19 protein-coding genes and 1 riboswitch are annotated in these 17,981 nt (G+C 45.9%); of the genes, 16 read left to right on the forward strand and 3 right to left on the reverse strand.

Annotated features, from left to right (window positions below):
* Window positions 1-111: 111 nt before the first annotated feature.
* The 12 genes from KAI37_RS07185 (at window position 112) to KAI37_RS07240 (ending at window position 8,846) form a co-directional block, all read left to right on the forward strand.
* Window positions 112-348 (forward strand): hypothetical protein, encoded by a 237-nt coding sequence (locus KAI37_RS07185; RefSeq protein ID WP_013309406.1) that lies wholly within the window; start codon window positions 112-114, stop codon window positions 346-348.
* A gap of 34 nt (window positions 349-382) precedes the next feature.
* Window positions 383-769: a spore coat protein gene (locus KAI37_RS07190; protein ID WP_013309407.1), complete on the forward strand. Its 387-nt coding sequence runs from the start codon at window positions 383-385 to the stop codon at window positions 767-769.
* 143 nt (window positions 770-912) lie between these two features.
* Entirely contained in the window at window positions 913-1,413 is a 501-nt protein-coding gene (locus KAI37_RS07195; RefSeq protein WP_023987779.1) for an Lrp/AsnC family transcriptional regulator, read from the forward strand.
* Window positions 1,414-1,425: 12 nt separating this feature from the next.
* Window positions 1,426-2,637, forward strand: a complete 1,212-nt coding sequence (locus tag KAI37_RS07200) for an aminotransferase class I/II-fold pyridoxal phosphate-dependent enzyme (RefSeq protein WP_025723315.1) — start codon at window positions 1,426-1,428, stop codon at window positions 2,635-2,637.
* A 114-nt stretch (window positions 2,638-2,751) separates the two neighbouring features.
* Window positions 2,752-2,958, forward strand: coding sequence for an aspartyl-phosphate phosphatase Spo0E family protein (locus tag KAI37_RS07205; RefSeq protein ID WP_025723314.1), 207 nt, complete (start codon window positions 2,752-2,754; stop codon window positions 2,956-2,958).
* Between the two features lie 101 nt (window positions 2,959-3,059).
* A complete protein-coding gene (locus KAI37_RS07210) occupies window positions 3,060-3,629 on the forward strand; it encodes a type 2 periplasmic-binding domain-containing protein (RefSeq protein ID WP_220030982.1) in 570 nt (189 codons plus the stop codon).
* 18 nt (window positions 3,630-3,647) lie between these two features.
* Window positions 3,648-4,211 (forward strand): cob(I)yrinic acid a,c-diamide adenosyltransferase, encoded by a 564-nt coding sequence (locus KAI37_RS07215; RefSeq protein ID WP_220030983.1) that lies wholly within the window; start codon window positions 3,648-3,650, stop codon window positions 4,209-4,211.
* Window positions 4,212-4,232: 21 nt separating this feature from the next.
* On the forward strand, window positions 4,233-5,192 hold the full coding sequence (locus KAI37_RS07220) for an RluA family pseudouridine synthase (RefSeq protein WP_071640057.1): 960 nt from the start codon (window positions 4,233-4,235) through the stop codon (window positions 5,190-5,192).
* A 43-nt stretch (window positions 5,193-5,235) separates the two neighbouring features.
* Window positions 5,236-5,601, forward strand: coding sequence for an arsenate reductase family protein (locus tag KAI37_RS07225; protein WP_013309414.1), 366 nt, complete (start codon window positions 5,236-5,238; stop codon window positions 5,599-5,601).
* A gap of 72 nt (window positions 5,602-5,673) precedes the next feature.
* Entirely contained in the window at window positions 5,674-6,570 is an 897-nt protein-coding gene (locus tag KAI37_RS07230; protein WP_081366883.1) for a 5'-3' exonuclease, read from the forward strand.
* A 223-nt stretch (window positions 6,571-6,793) separates the two neighbouring features.
* Window positions 6,794-7,672 carry an ROK family protein gene (locus tag KAI37_RS07235; RefSeq protein ID WP_220030984.1) on the forward strand — a complete coding sequence of 293 codons (879 nt, stop codon included), beginning with the start codon at window positions 6,794-6,796 and terminating at the stop codon, window positions 7,670-7,672.
* Window positions 7,673-7,838: 166 nt separating this feature from the next.
* The gene (locus KAI37_RS07240; protein WP_220030985.1) at window positions 7,839-8,846 is read left to right on the forward strand and encodes an HRDC domain-containing protein; all 1,008 of its coding nucleotides are present in this window, start codon (window positions 7,839-7,841) and stop codon (window positions 8,844-8,846) included.
* 160 nt (window positions 8,847-9,006) lie between these two features.
* On the opposite strand, the gene corA is transcribed toward KAI37_RS07240, so the two are convergent.
* Window positions 9,007-9,942 carry a magnesium/cobalt transporter CorA gene (gene corA / locus KAI37_RS07245; RefSeq protein ID WP_023987788.1) on the reverse strand — a complete coding sequence of 312 codons (936 nt, stop codon included), beginning with the start codon at window positions 9,940-9,942 and terminating at the stop codon, window positions 9,007-9,009.
* 552 nt (window positions 9,943-10,494) lie between these two features.
* Window positions 10,495-10,620, forward strand: a riboswitch (SAM riboswitch).
* A 118-nt stretch (window positions 10,621-10,738) separates the two neighbouring features.
* On the opposite strand from corA, the gene metA reads away from it, so the two are divergent.
* The 4 genes from metA (at window position 10,739) to mqnC (ending at window position 15,707) form a co-directional block, all read left to right on the forward strand.
* Window positions 10,739-11,656 (forward strand): homoserine O-acetyltransferase MetA, encoded by a 918-nt coding sequence (gene metA, locus KAI37_RS07250; protein ID WP_071640061.1) that lies wholly within the window; start codon window positions 10,739-10,741, stop codon window positions 11,654-11,656.
* A 124-nt stretch (window positions 11,657-11,780) separates the two neighbouring features.
* A complete protein-coding gene (locus KAI37_RS07255) occupies window positions 11,781-12,965 on the forward strand; it encodes a PLP-dependent transferase (protein WP_071640062.1) in 1,185 nt (394 codons plus the stop codon).
* Window positions 12,962-14,140: an aminotransferase class I/II-fold pyridoxal phosphate-dependent enzyme gene (locus tag KAI37_RS07260; RefSeq protein WP_071640063.1), complete on the forward strand. Its 1,179-nt coding sequence runs from the start codon at window positions 12,962-12,964 to the stop codon at window positions 14,138-14,140. Before KAI37_RS07255 ends, KAI37_RS07260 begins: the two co-directional genes overlap by 4 nt.
* Before the next feature lie 433 nt (window positions 14,141-14,573).
* Window positions 14,574-15,707 (forward strand): cyclic dehypoxanthinyl futalosine synthase, encoded by a 1,134-nt coding sequence (gene mqnC, locus KAI37_RS07265; RefSeq protein WP_220030986.1) that lies wholly within the window; start codon window positions 14,574-14,576, stop codon window positions 15,705-15,707.
* 96 nt (window positions 15,708-15,803) lie between these two features.
* Here mqnC and KAI37_RS07270 read toward each other — a convergent pair whose 3' ends face one another.
* The gene (locus KAI37_RS07270; RefSeq protein WP_071640064.1) at window positions 15,804-16,667 is read right to left on the reverse strand and encodes a YitT family protein; all 864 of its coding nucleotides are present in this window, start codon (window positions 16,665-16,667) and stop codon (window positions 15,804-15,806) included.
* Between the two features lie 84 nt (window positions 16,668-16,751).
* A complete protein-coding gene (locus tag KAI37_RS07275; protein ID WP_220030987.1) occupies window positions 16,752-17,978 on the reverse strand; it encodes a cation:proton antiporter in 1,227 nt (408 codons plus the stop codon).
* Window positions 17,979-17,981 lie beyond the last annotated feature (3 nt).

Consider the following 17,981-nt stretch of genomic DNA (forward strand, 5'->3'; position numbering starts at 1 on the left):
AAACAGCACTCCTTATAGGCAATATGTAGTATCTCTTATGTGTACATAGTATTTCGCCAAACGGACAAGATAACCAGCGTGCAACAAAACATTTAAGGAGGCACAGAGACTATGCAATCTACCAACATGCAACCCTTGACAGGCAAAGAGCTGGAGTACATCGTGGACTCCATTTCCAATGAAGAACTGCTGCTCAAGCAATGTACGGCGACAGCAGCATCCATTCAGCATCCAGCTATTCAGCAAGCTTGTCTGCAATTCGCGAGAACTCATGAGAACCACCTGAACCTGCTTTCCAATGCACTTCAACAGCACCAGCAGCTTGCTCCTATGCAACCGCAGCAGTAATTATGGATTAACCAATAAAGGAGGTAATATCACGATGTTTTCACAGAACAATACGTCATTTATGCCCGAAGAAGATTTGCTCTATACCATTCTTGCCGATATGAAACGCACGGTGGGAGAGTATACAACAGCGACAACGGAATCCAATTGTCCGTCTGTGCGTCAGATGTTCACCGACCTTACGAACGATACGCTGCGCCTACAAGGTGATTTGTATCGTCTGATGAGTCAGAACAATATGTACTCCACTTCGTCAAAAGCACTGCGCATCGATTTGGACAAACAGATTCAAGAAGCTCGCAAGACCCAACACGAATGCCAACAGTTCATTCAGCAAAAGTCGTCATCAGCGGGGGGATATGGTCAACCTATGCATCAGCAAGGGCAGCCTACTCACCAAAACAACCCTTACTATATGTAAACGGGATATTCCGTTTTTGAAGCAATTTCCCATAACAGCCGTCCGTCTGCCGGGTTTACCGGGGCGGACGGTTTTTCTTTGCAGGTTTAAAGTGCGTATTGTATGATGTATAGTAATCTCTTTCGATGGAGGCCTTATGTAGAATGACAGAGCTAAATGGTTTGAAATTAAAAGTGCTGGAATTGTTAAAAGAAGATGCAAGAAGAACACCGACTTTGTTGGCTACTTTACTGGGGGTTGATGAGCAGGATGTACGCACCTCAATTAAAGAGCTCGAAGACCAACATGTAATCGTTAAGTACGCCGCCGTAGTCAATTGGGATAAAGTCGACGACGAAAAGGTTACTGCTTTGATTGAAGTACAGATTACACCCGAGCGTGGAAGAGGATTTGAAGGTATTGCAGAACGGATTTATTTGTATCCGCAAGTTAAATCGGTTTATCTCATGTCCGGAGCATACGACTTGCTGGTAGAAGTTGAAGGCCGCAACCTCCGTGAGGTTGCTAATTTTGTGTCGGAGAAACTGTCTCCTATTGACTCGGTCTTGTCCACCAAGACTAATTTTACGCTTAAAAAATACAAGCAGGACGGAATTATCTTTGAGGATCATCAGGAAGATAATCGTCTGGTGATTTCGCCGTAAAGGAAGATCATGATGAATCTCAAAACAGAAACATTTACCGACAGTAACAAAGCCATGAGTTCCTATTTGTCCCCGTTGGTGCGCGAAATCCCATCTTCGGGCATTCGTAAGTTTTTTGACTTGGTGGGTGGCAACAAGGATATTATTACCCTTGGTGTAGGCGAACCGGATTTTACAACCCCTTGGCATATGCGGGAAGCCTGTGTCTATTCATTAGAGCGAGGTTTTACCAGCTATACGTCTAATGCGGGAACGCCAGAACTGCGTGAAGCGATTAGTGATTATCTGAATGAGCAATTTGAAGTTAATTATGATCCTAAAAATGAGATTATCGTGACCGTTGGGGGAAGCGAGGCGATTGATCTTGCTTTGCGTGCGTTAATTGTACCTGGCGACGAAATTCTCGTGCCCGAGCCGTGCTACATTTCATATTCTCCAATCACTTCGATTGGAGGCGGGATTCCGGTAGGTATTGAAACATTTGCTAAGGATGAATTTAAGCTGACGGCTGAGGCGTTGGAGGCAAAAATTACACCTAAATCCAAGGTGCTGATTTTATGCTATCCGAGCAATCCAACTGGGGCTACGATGACTTATGAAGATTGGCTTCCGATTGCCGAAGTCGTGGAAAAGCATGATTTGATCGTCATTTCTGATGAAATTTATGCTGAATTGAATTATGGAGAGAAGCATGTTAGTTTTGCCGCTATGCCTGGTATGATGGATCGTACGATTCTTGTCAGTGGTTTCTCCAAAGCCTTCGCCATGACAGGTTGGCGTATTGGATATACATGCGGACATCCAGATCTGATTGCGGCTATGCTCAAAATCCATCAGTACACCGTAATGTGTGCGCCTTCTATGGGGCAAGTTGCGGCACTGGAAGGCTTGCGGAATGGTTTGGGTGAGAAAGATCGTATGGTAGAAGCCTATAATCAGCGTCGCCGTCTGATGGTTGAAGGGTTCCGGGAAATCGGCCTGGAGTGCCATGAGCCAAGAGGGGCTTTTTATGTTTTCCCTAGTATTCAAAGCACGGGACTCAGCTCAGATGAATTTGCACAGCGTCTATTGGCAGAGGCTAAAGTTGCGGCTGTACCGGGTAATGTGTTCGGTTTGGGAGGCGAAGGCTATCTTCGTTGCTCATACGCGACTTCTGTTGCTCAGCTGACGGAGGCACTGGATCGGATTGGTCATTTTGTAGAAAAAGTAAGAAAAGAAGGTTAAAATTATTTTTTTATGGGTAATTCATAAAAAATAGTCTTTTATTTCTAAATTTCTATGCTATAATTTGAAATCGGAAGCAGGAAGTTCAATTTTTCAATTGTAGGAGGAATGCTCATGTCATATGTTGGATATAATTCGTCTAGTTCAATAGGATACGACATTTCCCTAGAAGATGAAATTTTGTTCCTGCGCAATGAGATGATGCGGACGTTTCAGGAAGAGCAGTCCTTCACCTCTGATCTTGTCATCGAGATTAGTTGCAAGCTCGATTTGAAAATCAATGAATACATGAAACTGTATGGTACGGAATGCAAGGTTTAACCGTGTGAAGTCAGCCAAAGGTAAGAAGAAGGCCATAGTGCCTTCTTTTTTTGCGTTCACAACTTATGATATATTAATGGCATGGAAGAGGGGGCGTACATATGAGAGCAGGGCTAAAAAGGCTATCGCCATGGATCATCGGAATGTTGGCACTTGTATTATTGGCTGGATGTGGGGGACGGGATAAGGACAGCTTCTCCATTTTTATTATGGATAAAGGGGATGCTTCAGTCATCCGTGAAGAGCTGGCACAAAAGCTTAAGGATAAGCTGGGCGAACAGGCTCCGACTATTGAGATTTCAGTCAGTCCGCTGTATAACCAGCAGAAGCTGGTTGTAGAATATGCGGCTGGGGAGCATGATCTGTTTCTTTTGCCGGAAGAGGACATGAAGCTGTATGGACAGAATGGTTCGAATTTGCCGTTAGATGATGCTTTTGACAAAAAGACGTACGCTCGGGGCGTGTTCGAGGGCGGCGTATTTAAGAAGAAGGGGCAGGAGAAAGAAGAAACAGATGTAAGCAAGGAAACTCATTTGTTCGGAATTCCGGTGGAGCAGATGAAGATGTTTAAGGATCTAAAATATAACTCAAAAACATTATTTGCTACCGTGCCGCCTCGTACAAGCAATAAGGAAGAAGCCATCAAGGTGCTGAAAGCACTTACGGAATGATAAGGGGGATGGAGTAATATGGGGATCTATACCAGAACAGGTGATGAAGGACAAACTTCTGTGATTGGAGGTCGAGTGTCCAAAGATGATGACCGTGTGGAGGCATACGGTACAATTGACGAGCTGAACAGCTTTGTAGGACAAGCGATCAGCTTTGCCGAAGGGGAAAAGTTTGCGGATATTCGGACTCAATTGGAGGAAATACAGCAGGAGCTGTTTGATTGTGGTTCTGACTTGGCGTTTGTTAAAATCAGTGAAAGCAAATATAAGGTGAAAGGCGAGCTGGCAGAGCGTCTGGAAGGATGGATTGATGCATGTCAGGAGGAAAATCCGAAGGTGGAGCGTTTTATTATACCGGGTGGTAGCACATTGTCCTCAACGCTTCATGTTTGCCGCACGGTTTGCCGACGCGCGGAACGCCGTGCTGTTACACTAGGTAAGCATACGGACATTAATCCGGCGGTACGTCGGTATTTGAACCGCCTTTCCGATTATTTCTTTGCCGTTGCTCGCACAGCGAATGTCCGTCAGGGTGTGTCCGATGTCGAATATGTGCGCAGCAAAAAAGTGTTCCGCAAATAAGGAGGCAACCGGGAATTTGTGATGAGCTTGTACTATGAACCTATCGTATATACGATCCCTCCTGAGGAGGAGGGCATGCTGTTAAAGACTATTTTACAAAAACGTATGAACATTTCTCGAAAGTTAATATCCAAACTCAAGCTGACCGAGCAAGGTATTATGCTGAACGGGACACGTGTGTACATCAGCGTAAAGGTGAAGTCCGGGGATCAAGTAGAAATTCGCATGGAGCGCGAGCGTTCTGATGATATTTTACCTGAACCCATTCCTTTTGAGATTTTGTTTGAGGATGAACATTTGTTAGTGGTGAACAAGGCGGCGGGCATGATTGTCCACCCGACTCACGGTCATTACACAGGAACACTGGCTAATGGGGTTGTGCATTATTGGCAGGCCAAGGGAGAACTGTTCCGGTTTCGTCCTGTTCATCGTCTTGATCAAGAGACAACGGGTGTGCTGGTAGTAGCCAAAAATCCGTATGTACACCAGCATATTTCTGAGCAGATGATTGCGGGAACGGTGGATAAGCGCTATACGGCTCTGGTGCATGGGCGTCCTGAGCTGCAGGAAGGTAAGGTAGACGGACCGATTGACCGCAACCCGGATAATCCGCATTTACGTATGGTAACCCCGGATGGTTATCCTGCCCTTACGCTGTATAAGCTGGAGGAAGTGTGGAACGGGGGAAGTCGCATCGGACTAAAGTTGGAATCCGGGCGTACGCACCAAATTCGAGTGCATATGACTTATATCGGTTGTCCGTTGATCGGAGATAAAATGTACCGGATTACATCCGATGATGCTGCGCAACGTGAGCGATATGATCAGCTTGATGCCAGGATGCCTCGACAAGCCTTGCATGCCTCAGAACTGTCCTTGGAGCATCCTGTAACCGGGGAGCGGCTGACGTTCTATGCTCCTCTACCTGACGATATGGCTGAAATGCAGGAGCTATTAAGAGCGCAATATTTTTCAGAATAAAATATAAATAAGCTATCAAAACCAAATGGAGGTTAATCTAGCGATGAGCCAACTGAAAGTATATCAGTATTCTAAATGCAGTACCTGCCGTAATGCAGTGAAATGGCTGCAAAACAAGGGACATGAGACGGAACTTATTCCTATTTTTGAACAGCCGCCCGGCCCGGAGGAATTGGAAGACTTAATTCGAAAAAGCGGGCTGGAGCTAAAAAAGTTTTTTAATACAAGCGGTGAGGTGTACAAAGAGTTAAAGCTGAAAGATAAGCTTGGAGACATGAGTCGCGAAGAGCAAATTTCGCTTTTATCCTCGAATGGAAGATTAATCAAACGCCCGATTGTAACCGACGGGAACAAAGTAACGATAGGATTCAAAGAGGAAACATTTGAGGGCACATGGGGAGCTCAATAACGCCCAATTTACACTCACGATATGTTATACTGTGGGGGTTAAATATTATGATGAATGGGAGCAATACAATCTGTGACACAACGCAATGAACAATCCGTAATGCTGGTTGACGGCATGGCCCTGCTATTTCGCGCTTATTATGCAACCGCCGCAAACGGTTATATCCGTCGTACAAAAGCTGGGGTGCCAACGAACGCCATATATGGTTTTATTCGATATTTTTGGGATGCAGTCCAAACGTTTAATCCTACACATGTCATTTGCTGCTGGGATATGGGCGGAACGACATTCCGTGGGGAGCATTTTGCTGCGTATAAAGGAAACCGAGCCGATGCACCAGATGATTTGATCCCTCAATTTACATTGATTCGTGAAGTGACGGACAGCCTCGGCATACCCAACATTGGAGCGGCAGGCTTTGAAGCCGATGATTGTATCGGTACGCTTGCACGTCATTATTCGCAAAATGAGGATATGGATGTAATGATTCTCTCAGGAGATCATGATTTACTTCAATTAGTGGATGAGCGGACACGGGTCATTATTATGAAAAAAGGGCACGGCAATTATATGGTATACACCCCGGAGACCCTGCTGACTGAAAAAGGGCTTAAGCCACGTCAAGTGGTGGACCTTAAAGGCCTGATGGGGGATGCAAGCGATAATTATCCTGGAGTACGAGGTATTGGTGAGAAAACGGCACTCAAGCTGGTTCAGGAATACGACTCTATTGAGGGCATTCTGGAGAATCTGGATCAATTAACACCCTCGGTCCGTAAAAAAATTGAGAGTGATTTGGATATGCTGCATCTTTCACGCAAACTTGCTGAAATTCACTGTGGTGTACCTGTAGCATGTGCTTTGGATAGCTGTCTGCTGACGCTGGATCACGTGCAAATTGTAGACAAGTTTGAGCAGCTTGAAATGAAAAGCTTGTGTACATTGATGGGTGTCGCAACCGGATCTTAATGAAGCTGTTAGGCTTGGTACGTACAATTCAGGTAAAGTAAGTAATATAGGGATGCTGACGCTTGGTGCGTTAGTGTCCTTATTTGTATACCCATATGTCGACGGAGTTATATGGTCATGTGAAGGATTATATACAATTGCAATAAGGGGATTGACCTCAGGTACATTTCAGGTGAATATAGTGGAGAGAGAACCGGATTATCGAAAGGGGACAACAGCAACGATGACAGTATTGGGAGCAATTGAGGCAGGCGGTACCAAATTTGTATGTGGAATTGGCAACGAACATGGGGAGGTACTGGAACGGGCGAGCTTTCCAACAACAACCCCAGCAGAAACAATGGAGAATGTCATCGCATTTTTTGAAGGCAAGGGCATTGAAGCATTGGGCGTAGGCTCGTTCGGGCCGATTGATCCTATCGAAGGTAGTGATACATATGGCTATATTACAACAACGCCAAAGCCGCATTGGGGAAATTACAATCTGATTGGCAAACTGAAAGAGCATTTTGATGTGCCTATGGGGTTTGACACGGATGTGAATGGAGCAGCACTTGGTGAGTCTATTTGGGGTGCTGCCAAAGGCTTGGACAGCTGTCTGTATATTACGATAGGTACAGGCATCGGGGCAGGTGCTTTGGTTGGTGGAAAGCTGATACATGGATTATCCCACCCGGAAATGGGGCATATTCTGGTACGTCGTCACCCAGAAGATACTTACGAGGGGACATGTCCTTATCACGGAGATTGTTTGGAGGGACTGGCAGCAGGTCCTGCGCTCGAAAAAAGATGGAAGGTTAAAGGACATGAGCTTTCTGTCGATCACCCGGCCTGGGAAATGGAAGCGTACTATTTGGCACAGGCTTTAATGAGCTATGTATTAATCCTGTCACCGCAGAAAATTATTATGGGCGGGGGAGTGATGAAGCAGGACCAACTGTTCCCGCTCATTCGTACCAAGCTTCAAGAACTTTTGAACGGATACGTACAGCATTCGAGTCTGACAACAGATATTGAGCAATATATCGTATCTCCGGGATTGGGTGACAATGCTGGATTGTGCGGTGCTCTGGCATTGGCAAAGGAAAAGCTGAATCATTAGAAATTATGGTTGACGGCACTCCAAGGTACGGTTATTATATAGGCAACAGTATAAGTACGGCTCAAAAAGGGAAGCACCTTTCTTGCGAATACGCAGGATAGGTGCTTTTTTTGCGTTTTTGTGTTGTGCGGGACTGTCTTTCAACGATATGAGGGAGGAAGAAATCATGGAGATTGTATTTTTAAATCGCTTGTCCAAACGGAATGAACAGGGCTATGAGGACTTTGCTCAGGTATGGATTGGGCAGCATGAAGGGGGATGGAGTGCAGGCTGGAGCACACACCATGTCCCGGATGAAAGTATAGACGACCTTTGGTATGAGGGCAGCTTGTGGCAGGAATTACTGCATGTATACCGTCATGAGCTGGCACTCAAAATGGCTGAGGGTTACAGGCCCTTAATCCATGGCGTTTTTCATGAGCAAGAAGGATCATCAGGACGAGGACAAACGCTGCAAAAGCTGTATTGCTACAGTGATTTGTTTCCACGTGATGAAGTGTATGAGCAGTTGACGATGTGGAGACGGCAAAAGGCAGCAACGGAACGAAAAGCCCCTTATTTTATCGCTACGAATCGGCTGCTTCGACTCATTAGCGTCTATCTTCCCCATACCGAAGAAGAACTGTTGGAGCTGCCTGGTATGGGTCAGGGTAAAGTGTCGCAATATGGGACGGAGCTATTGGCTATTACGACACAAAATGACCGGACCACGCCATTTCCGTTGAACTGGGTAACAGAGACGCTGGAAGAAGAAGTTTTTTTGTCATGGCTATACAAGCAAAAAGAGAACCAGTACAGGCAGGAGCTGAACAAATTCAGCCTAACTAGAACGATTATCGAAGGCATTTCGGACGGTCTTTCACTGGAGCATATCGGAATGACGACAGGTTTGCATCGTAGAGAGATGATTGAAGCTGTGGAGCATTTGGACAGGGATGGCATTGATATGGAGAAGCTGATCCGCAAGGAGTTGGTGAATGTATCTGAGGAGGAGCAGGCAGCCGTCTGGTCTGCTTATGAAGAGTTGGGGGATACGCTGCTCAAGCCCGTCATGCTGAAAGTGTATGGGGAAGAAAAGGCAACCGAAACAGGACTGGATCAAATTTACGAGCGTCTGCGTCTGATCCGTATACGGTTTCGTCATCAGCAGGTACCCGACCGACATGTTGGATAATATAGAACCGATTGGATAAAGCTAAAGTATTAAAGTACATTCAGGGTTCAACATACTAAAAAGCAGCAGCGAGTTCCACACAGGACTCGGCTGCTGCTTTTTATGACCAAGCTTAAAATCGAAATAAGTATCCAAATCGGTACTTTTTCCCCTTTTCTTTTTAAACCCAGTCTTTCTTGCGGAAAATACAGAACATACTGACACCTAATGCCACCATAATACCAATGACGACAAAATAACCATAACGTGTATGAAGCTCAGGCATATTATCGAAGTTCATCCCATATATTCCGGTAATGACTGTCAATGGCATAAATACGGTCGTAATTGCCGTAAACACACGCATAATTTCATTGGCACGGTTGGCGATACTGGATTGATAAGCTTCTCGAAGGTTACCCATCAAGTCGCGGTAAGTTTCAAAAGTCTCCGAAATTTTCACAGCATTTTCATAAATGTCGCTGAAATATTTTTGCAATTGATCGTCGATGAGCCGCAAATCCCGTTTATTCAGGGTATTGATGACTTCTTTTTGCGGACCCAGCACTTTTTTCAGCCACAGAATCTCACTGCGTAAGCCGATGATTTCGTTCAAATGCGACTTTTTCGTATGCATTAGAATATCTTCTTCCAGCTTCTCAATGCGAACCTCAATCCGGTCACCAACCAGAAAATAGTTGTCAACAATCAAGTCGACCAACAGATACATAAAACGGTCAGGCTGGCTGACTTCTTGCTCCCACAGCATAGGCTTGAGGGTACGAAGCTCATTTATTTTCTGCTTGGTCACCGTAATGATAAAATGGCGGCCGAGAAAAATGTTCAAAGCTCGCAAAAATATTTCTTCATCATCAAAACGAATGCTATTTACAACGATAAAATAATGGCTTTCATAAATTTCAATCTTCGGACGCTGTTCTTCTTCACTCAAACAGTCTTCTACTGCAAGATCATGCATGGAAAATAAAGGCTGGAGCACTGCCAAATCATCGACATCGGCATCAATCCAATAAAAACCTTCTGCCGGTGCAGTAAGCGCCATTTCAATTTCTTCGACAGGGGTAAAAACCCCGTTGTTGACCAAACGGATTTTCATATATGTCACTCCTTATGCTCCGTCGTAACGGAAATACGTTTACCTTAAGCATAAGGAATGGACTCAGTTAGCCAGTTAGCCGGTGCGGGTAAGCGTGCACTCCCATCAAAAGCCGGAGGCTTTTGGAGCATGCAGAGCCTGGCGTCCCGTCTTTCGGCAAGCTGAAGTCATTCCTATGCTGTTGTTCAGGGATCGCCGCCTATTCGGACTCGGGTCGCCTTCCATTCCGGATTCACCTCTCAAATGTTCTTTTTTAGATTGCCACAGTATCGCAGAAAACACTCAAATCCTGCACTACTGCTCCATATTTTTGCCTAATAGCACTTGTATAGTATAACGCTCGGCCTACGGCCTTTCAAGCGCAAAATCATGGGCTAAATCAACAGTAGTGGCAAGAGCTTCAGCGATAGGAGGTATATGATTTAACCTATGGAAAAGGTAGACAAAATGTGAATGCAGGGTACAAATTTAAAAGTCCTATCTTGACGAAGCCCAGCCGATGCATTAAAGTGAACAACAAGAACTTTGTGAACTTAAAATGAATATAGCGAAATCTTATCAAGAGCAGGTGGAGGGACTAGCCCGATGATACCCGGCAACCGGCGATTTTAATCGCACGGTGCTAATTCTTGCAGGACGCGCGCTTTGTACAAAGCGCGTTGCCCTGACAGATGAGAGAGGCGCATATGGATACAAATATGACCTTTCTCTAACCTGAGAAAGGTCTTTTTATTATATGCCCGGCATCTCAACAAGACGATTTTCGCAAAACTTACCGAACAAGGAGTGAGTTTACATGCCGATTAAAATCCCAGACACGCTACCTGCAAAGGAAGTGCTGGAGGGCGAAAATATTTTCGTAATGGATGAAAGCTTAGCTTATCATCAGGATATTCGTCCGTTGCGTATCGCCATTTTGAATTTAATGCCTACAAAGGAGACGACGGAAACCCAACTGTTGCGCTTGGTCGGCAATACGCCGCTGCAAGTGGACGTCACGCTGGTGCACATGAAGTCTCATGTATCCAAAAATACATCGCAAGAATATTTGAACATGTTCTATAAAACGTTTGACGAGATCAAGAACAGTCGTTTTGACGGCATGGTCATTACAGGAGCCCCGGTTGAACAGCTTGAGTTTGAGGATGTGAATTACTGGGAGGAGATCCGGCAAATCTTTGAATGGACGAAAACGAATGTAACTTCGACCATGCATATCTGTTGGGCCTCACAGGCAGGCTTATACCATCATTTCGCTGTCCCTAAATACGGACTCGACTACAAATGCTTTGGCGTATTTCCACACACCGTGATTAAACCTAAGGTAAAATTGCTACGCGGCTTTGATGAACTGTTTTATGCCCCTCACTCCAGACATACGGAGGTTCGGCGGGAAGATATTGATCATATTGCCGAATTAGAAGTTTTATCCGAATCCGAGGAAGCTGGAGTGTACCTCGTAGCCACGCTTGACGGTAAACAAATTTTTGTAACTGGGCACTCTGAATATGACCCGCTTTCCCTGAAATGGGAATACGACCGCGATGTGGCCAAAGGAATGGATATTGAAGTCCCCAAAAATTATTTTCCTAATGATGATCCCAAGCGCACACCGCCCTCAATCTGGCGGGCACACGCCAATTTATTATTCTCGAATTGGCTGAACTATTATGTATACCAAGAAACACCTTACGATATCGGGCCCCAGATTTAAAAAGGGGCTTGTAGTTTACCCCTGTACAGTACCACCTTGCAGTAGCGCAGCAGTATAGTCTTTGACATCCATTTTTGCAGGATATGTTATAGCACCCACTATGGAAGTTAACAGGAGGATTCATATGAGTGAGAAACAGTGGAAAATCGAAAGCAGATTGGCACAAATCGGTTCAGTAGAGGAGCCAGTAACCGGGGCTGTTAATTACCCGATTTACCAATCTACGGCGTTCCGCCATCCCCGTCTAGGTCAAAGCACAGGATTTGATTACATTCGGACGATCAATCCCACGCGAAAGGTACTAGAAGAGGCTTCTGCTGCACTTGAATCTGGTGATGCAGGCTTTGCATGTAGCTCAGGTATGGCGGCGCTGCAAACGGTATTTGCATTGTTTGGACAGGGAGATCACCTCATTGTATCGCTGGATCTGTATGGCGGGACATATCGCTTGCTGGAGCGTATTTTATCTAAATTTGGTGTAACAGCAAGTTATGTGGATACGAATGATCTTGAAGCACTCGAACAGTCATGTCGACCGAATACCAAAGCTGTATTCATAGAAACACCTACAAATCCGTTAATGATGATTACTGATATTCGAGCGGTTGCCGAGTGGGCATCACAACATCAGTTGCTTACCATTGTAGATAATACGCTGCTAACCCCATATTTCCAGCGGCCATTGGAGCTGGGCGCGGATATTGTGGTACATAGCGCAACCAAATATTTGGGCGGACACAACGATGTGCTGGCAGGGTTGATCGTAACCAAAGGCAAAGAGCTATCGGCTGAAATTTCCTTCCTGCACAATTCCATAGGGGCCGTGCTTTCCCCGAGCGACTGCTATCAGTTGATGAAGGGGATGAAGACGTTAGCGCTGCGTATGGACCGACATCAGCATAATGCAACAGTGCTGTCTAACTATTTACTGACGCATCCGGCGGTGGCGGAAGTATTTTATCCAGCTCTCGAAGGCCACCCAGGTCGTGAGATTCAAAATAAACAATCCAGCGGAAATACAGGTATCTTCTCCTTTAAAGTAAAGGATGCTCGTTATGTGGAGCCTTTGCTTCGTCACATTAAGCTCATTGCGTTTGCGGAAAGTCTCGGCGGTGTGGAATCGCTAATGACCTATCCCGCTGTGCAGACACATGCGGACATACCCGCAGAAATTCGGGATGCAGTCGGGGTAGATGACAGGCTGTTGCGTTTCTCCGTAGGCATTGAACATACAGACGACCTAATTGAAGATTTGCGTTCGGCGTTGGAAGCGGCACGTCAAGAAGTAGAAGGAGGAGAGCTGCAATGATAGAGGATGCGAGGAGGATCGGGCAGGATCTGAACAAAGAGCGGAAGTTTGCTACCAAGCTGCTGCATTTCGGCTCTGAAATTGACAGTGTGACGGGGGCATCGAGCGTCCCGATCTATCAAGCTTCTACCTTTCACCATCATGATATTTTTAATCCTCCACAGCATGACTATAGCCGTTCAGGTAATCCGACACGACAAGCTTTGGAGGATTATATCGCCTTATTAGAAGGCGGAGCTAGCGGTTTTGCCTTTGCATCAGGTATGGCGGCCATCTCTACTACATTTATGCTCTTGTCTGCTGGAGATCATGTCATTGTTTCCGAGGACGTATATGGAGGAACATATCGACTGCTGACCTCCATTTTGAAACGGATGAATATCGAAACGACCTTCGTCGACATGACAGACCTCAACCTTGTGAAAGAGGCGTTGCAAGAGAATACAAGGGCTGTATATATGGAAACTCCGTCCAATCCGACACTCAAAATTACCGATGTAGCAGGAATAACCTCTTGGGCGCGGGATAATGGACTTTTGACGTTATTGGATAATACTTTTATGACACCTTATTATCAACGTCCGATTGAGCAGGGAGTCGATATTGTATTGCACAGTGCGACCAAGTTTCTGGGCGGACACAGCGATGTGCTGGCAGGACTTGCGGTAGCGCGTACCGAATCGTTGGGGAGACAAATCAAGCAGCTTCAAAATGGACTGGGTACCGTGCTGGCTCCGCAGGAGTCATGGTTGCTCATGCGCGGTATGAAGACGCTGGAGGCTCGTATGGCTCACAGCGAAAAGAGTGCAGCGAAGCTCGCTAACTGGCTGAACGAGCGCAAGGACATTGAGGCGGTATACTACCCGGGGCTGGAGAATCATCCAGGACGTGAAGTTCATGAGCGTCAATCCAGCGGTTATGGTGCAGTGATATCGTTTGATGTAGGTTCTGGTGAGCGTGCAAAAAAAGTCCTCAGTCGCGTATGTATTCCAATTGTAGCGGTGAGTCTGGGAGCTGTGGAAAGCATCTTGTCGTATCCGGCGATGATGTCACATGCGGCTATGCCTCATAGTGTACGATTGGAGCGCGGGATTACGGACGGACTACTTCGTTTCTCCGTAGGTCTGGAGGATATCGGCGACCTGATTAGTGATCTGGATGAGGCGCTGCGCTAGAGCGTTAGCACATCAGTAGTATCTTTGTCGTTTTCAGGCCGGGAGCAAATATGTACAGTACTAAACAGCAAGTTTCCAGTCATTCAGGAGGCTTGCTGTTTTCTATAAGAATGACATGAAGGACAGTGTGAAAAAAGGCACTTTTCAGTTCTATTTTCTTATTTCTTGGCTATATGCAATGTTGAGATAAGCTTGGCAGTTGCCTGTTTTCCTAGGTGAAAAGCAGAAAGAAGCGGGAATAAGTATGGTTCCTTACCTAAAGATATGTTAGTATTATCATTAGGTTTTACTATGCTAAATAGCACAGACAACATACAAGGCCAGTCATGAACATACATTACGGCAGGGTTCGAACGCAGGTTTGTGAAAGCATTCTCGTTCATAAGTCCTGTCTTTCATTTCGTCGCCCTGTGACAGCGAAGGAGGATACACCATGAGTGTAATCGACCATATTTTAGATAAAGCTCTACGCGGCGAACGCCTGAATTTAGAGGATACCGTTGCTTTGTTTGAATCAGATGAGGTAGAAAAAATAGGTCATGCGGCGAATAAAGTTATGAATCGCATGCACCCCGATCCCATTAAAACCTTCGTCATCGGACGAAATATTAACTATACGAACGTATGTGACGTATACTGTCGCTTCTGCGCTTTTTACCGTAGACCGGGTTCTGATGAAGGTTATGTTTTGCCGGATGAAGTGATCTTTCAGAAGATCAAGGAAACGCAGGATGTAGGTGGCACCGAAATTCTAATGCAAGGCGGTGTGAATCCGAATCTGCCGTTCAGTTATTATACGGATTTGCTGAAAGCCATCAAGGAGCGTTTTCCCGATATTACGATGCACTCCTTCTCGCCAGCTGAAATTCATAAAATGAAGGAAAAATCCGGTCTATCCATGGAAGACACGATTCGAACCATTCATGAAGCTGGATTGGATTCGCTTCCGGGCGGAGGCGGAGAAATTTTGGATGACCGCACACGCCGCAAAATTAGCCGTCTCAAAGGCTCTTGGCGTGATTGGATGGATGTGATGCAAACGGCTCACAAGGTCGGGATGAACACGACTGCTACGATGGTTATCGGCTTTGGCGAGTTGATGGAAGAGCGTGCGCTGCATTTATTGCGTGTTCGTGATGCTCAGGACGAATGCATTGAAAACAAATATAATTCTGAAGGATTTTTGGCCTTTATTCCTTGGACCTTCCAGCCAGACAACACCAATCTGAAGAAGGAACGCCAGACGCCGGAGGAATATTTGAAGACCGTTGCGATCAGTCGTCTTGTATTGGATAACATCAAGCATATTCAGTCTTCATGGGTAACCATGGGACCTGAAATCGGTAAAAAATCGTTGTACTACGGTTGTGATGATTTTGGCAGCACCATGATTGAGGAAAACGTAGTTTCCGCTGCAGGCGCAACGTATAAGGTTAACATTGAATCCATTTTACAGTTGATCCGCGAGACGGGTCACGTTCCGGCACAGCGCAATACCCGTTATGATATTATTCGTACTTTTGACAGTGCCAGTAGTATTGAACATGATTTTATCATGCAAAATTAATATACGTTAATATATTGTTAATTACAAAACGCTTATCCATCACTAATCTATGTACAAGGATTAGTGTGGATAAGCGTTTTTTGATGTGTTACTTTGCTATGCTTTCCATCGTTTCATATACATGATCTCAGCCTGTGGGTCTGCCATTTGGATGACTGCCTTAAAGCGCTGCAAATCCAGCAGATGAACGCTGTAAACGATGACCATTTGTTCTTTTTTATCCTCAGATTCGCTTTTAATCTTGCCCTCTATCTGGGCAGAGCCTCCCACAGGCGTGCTGTGTATACGCAGCCTGCGATATATGGCATTCTCGATGGTTTGCTGTTTCTTGCTGACAACACAAACCATACGCGTCAGACCGGTAAACATCAGCCGGGTCGTTTCATAGGCGGCGAGGCAGGATAAGGCTGAATAGAGAGCTGGCTCCCAGCCTAGCACAAAGCCAGCCGTAATGAGCAGCAGACCATTACATAGCATAACAATCTGTATTAACGGAATCTTGCGATGTGTTAGCAATAATGTGGATGGACGGCCATCCTCGGACTCGTTAAGTCCTAGTGAATCGAGCAGACCACCGTGACGAGCTGCCAGCCCTGCGCCAAGCCCTATACAGATTCCACCGCCCAAAGCACATACGACCGGATGGCCGCTCACTGCCGGAAAAGGCGAAAGAATAATGGCTGAGCCCGAAAAGGCGAACAAGCCGGGTAGTGCGCGAAGCAGCATGGGTTTGTGAGTAGACAGAGAATACAGCAGCATGAGTGGCAAGTTCAAAACGAATAGCAGTAACCCAAAATGCTCCTGTGTATAGAGCGACATGAGTCTGGAGATCCCCGTGACGCCTCCAGCGATCATATCATGCGGATGCAAAAACAATTCCAGACCGACGGATGCCGTAATTCCGCCAATCACCGTATAAAAGACAGGGAACCTGCTCGCGTCTCCTGAAGCGGGCTTCACAAGCCGCCTCATAGAGTTTCGGCATGTTTTACAGCGTGCGGCATAGCCTTCCCTCCTATGGATTGTCGTATCCAGCTTTTACAGTTACGCCGAGTTACTTTCTTCCTTTCGTAGGCGGGGGTCCTTGAACTTAAATATTTTGTTTAACATATTAAAAATAGGTTTTGACTGCTTTGTCAGAAGTGGTCCAAGAATCGCCAGTATGAGTACATAGATGGCTGCAAAGGGTTGAACAATATCAAGCAAACCGCCTTCTTTACCCAAGTTGGCCATGATAATCGAAAATTCACCCCGTGCCACAATGGTCAGGCCGATATTTGCTGACGCTTTGGGAGATAAGGAGGCTGTACGCCCAGCCAGCATTCCTGCCCAAATGTTTCCAAACAACGTGAGGATGACTGCTACCAGTGCAAGCCATATCGCGTTTCCTCCCAGGGACAGTGGATTAATGGATAGTCCAAAGCTGAAGAAAAACAGGGCGCCAAAGAAATCGCGGAAAGGAACAATTAAATGCTCGATCCGTTTGGCGTGTTCCGTTTCGGCTAGTACCAGACCGACCAACAGGGCGCCGATAGCTTCCGCCACATGAATCGTTTCCGAAAAACCAGCCACCAGAAACAGAGAGCCGAAAACAACAAGTCCGAATACCTCATTGGAGCGAATACGGAGAATTCGATTTAACAGAGGGACGGCCTTACGGCCGATGATAATGACTGCAAGCATAAAGCCTAGCGCGATTAGCGCTGATAGCAGCACACCCCCGAGCGAGGATGAATCGCTAAGAACCAATCCGGAGAGGATGGAGATGTATACGGCGAGGAAAACATCCTCGAACATAATAATGCCCAAAATCATTTCAGTTTCAGCATTGGCGGTCCGCTTGAGATCTACCAGCACTTTCGCAGCAATAGCACTGGATGATATTGTTGTAATTCCGGCGATAACCAGTGTCTCTGCTACAGGAAAGCCGCACAGGAAGCCAAGAGCCAGCCCCAGTGTAAAATTGATGCCAATATAAATGGTACCGCCCACGGCAATGGAACGGCCTGATTTAATTAACCGACCTACTGAGAACTCGAGACCCAAGTAGAAGAGAAGAAACAGCACTCCGATTCTTCCCATAAAATCAATAAAAGGGGCACTTTCGATAAAGCGAAAATCAAAATGCCATAGCTCCATCGCATGCGGTCCAACTGCCATTCCGATCAGGATATAAAAAGGGATGACTGAGAAGCGCAGTTTGGAGGAAATAAGTCCGGCTGCAGCGATGAGAGCAATAGCCAATCCAACCTCAAATACCAGATGATCCATCCA

The sequence above is a fragment of the Paenibacillus sp. S25 genome (assembly GCF_019454085.1).
GTDB classification, from domain to species: Bacteria; Bacillota; Bacilli; order Paenibacillales; family Paenibacillaceae; genus Paenibacillus; species Paenibacillus polymyxa_B.

What these genes read in the sequence shown, in the direction of transcription:
- KAI37_RS07185 (WP_013309406.1), top strand. Translation starts at nt 112, where the DNA reads ATGCAATCTACCAACATGCAACCCTTGACAGGCAAAGAGCTGGAGTAC.
- KAI37_RS07190 (WP_013309407.1), top strand. Translation starts at nt 383, where the DNA reads ATGTTTTCACAGAACAATACGTCATTTATGCCCGAAGAAGATTTGCTC.
- KAI37_RS07195 (WP_023987779.1), top strand. Translation starts at nt 913, where the DNA reads ATGACAGAGCTAAATGGTTTGAAATTAAAAGTGCTGGAATTGTTAAAA.
- KAI37_RS07200 (WP_025723315.1), top strand. Translation starts at nt 1,426, where the DNA reads ATGAATCTCAAAACAGAAACATTTACCGACAGTAACAAAGCCATGAGT.
- KAI37_RS07205 (WP_025723314.1), top strand. Translation starts at nt 2,752, where the DNA reads ATGTCATATGTTGGATATAATTCGTCTAGTTCAATAGGATACGACATT.
- KAI37_RS07210 (WP_220030982.1), top strand. Translation starts at nt 3,060, where the DNA reads ATGAGAGCAGGGCTAAAAAGGCTATCGCCATGGATCATCGGAATGTTG.
- KAI37_RS07215 (WP_220030983.1), top strand. Translation starts at nt 3,648, where the DNA reads ATGGGGATCTATACCAGAACAGGTGATGAAGGACAAACTTCTGTGATT.
- KAI37_RS07220 (WP_071640057.1), top strand. Translation starts at nt 4,233, where the DNA reads ATGAGCTTGTACTATGAACCTATCGTATATACGATCCCTCCTGAGGAG.
- KAI37_RS07225 (WP_013309414.1), top strand. Translation starts at nt 5,236, where the DNA reads ATGAGCCAACTGAAAGTATATCAGTATTCTAAATGCAGTACCTGCCGT.
- KAI37_RS07235 (WP_220030984.1), top strand. Translation starts at nt 6,794, where the DNA reads ATGACAGTATTGGGAGCAATTGAGGCAGGCGGTACCAAATTTGTATGT.
- KAI37_RS07240 (WP_220030985.1), top strand. Translation starts at nt 7,839, where the DNA reads ATGGAGATTGTATTTTTAAATCGCTTGTCCAAACGGAATGAACAGGGC.
- corA (WP_023987788.1), bottom strand. Translation starts at nt 9,942, where the DNA reads ATGAAAATCCGTTTGGTCAACAACGGGGTTTTTACCCCTGTCGAAGAA.
- metA (WP_071640061.1), top strand. Translation starts at nt 10,739, where the DNA reads ATGCCGATTAAAATCCCAGACACGCTACCTGCAAAGGAAGTGCTGGAG.
- KAI37_RS07255 (WP_071640062.1), top strand. Translation starts at nt 11,781, where the DNA reads ATGAGTGAGAAACAGTGGAAAATCGAAAGCAGATTGGCACAAATCGGT.
- KAI37_RS07260 (WP_071640063.1), top strand. Translation starts at nt 12,962, where the DNA reads ATGATAGAGGATGCGAGGAGGATCGGGCAGGATCTGAACAAAGAGCGG.
- mqnC (WP_220030986.1), top strand. Translation starts at nt 14,574, where the DNA reads ATGAGTGTAATCGACCATATTTTAGATAAAGCTCTACGCGGCGAACGC.
- KAI37_RS07275 (WP_220030987.1), bottom strand. Translation starts at nt 17,978, where the DNA reads ATGGATCATCTGGTATTTGAGGTTGGATTGGCTATTGCTCTCATCGCT.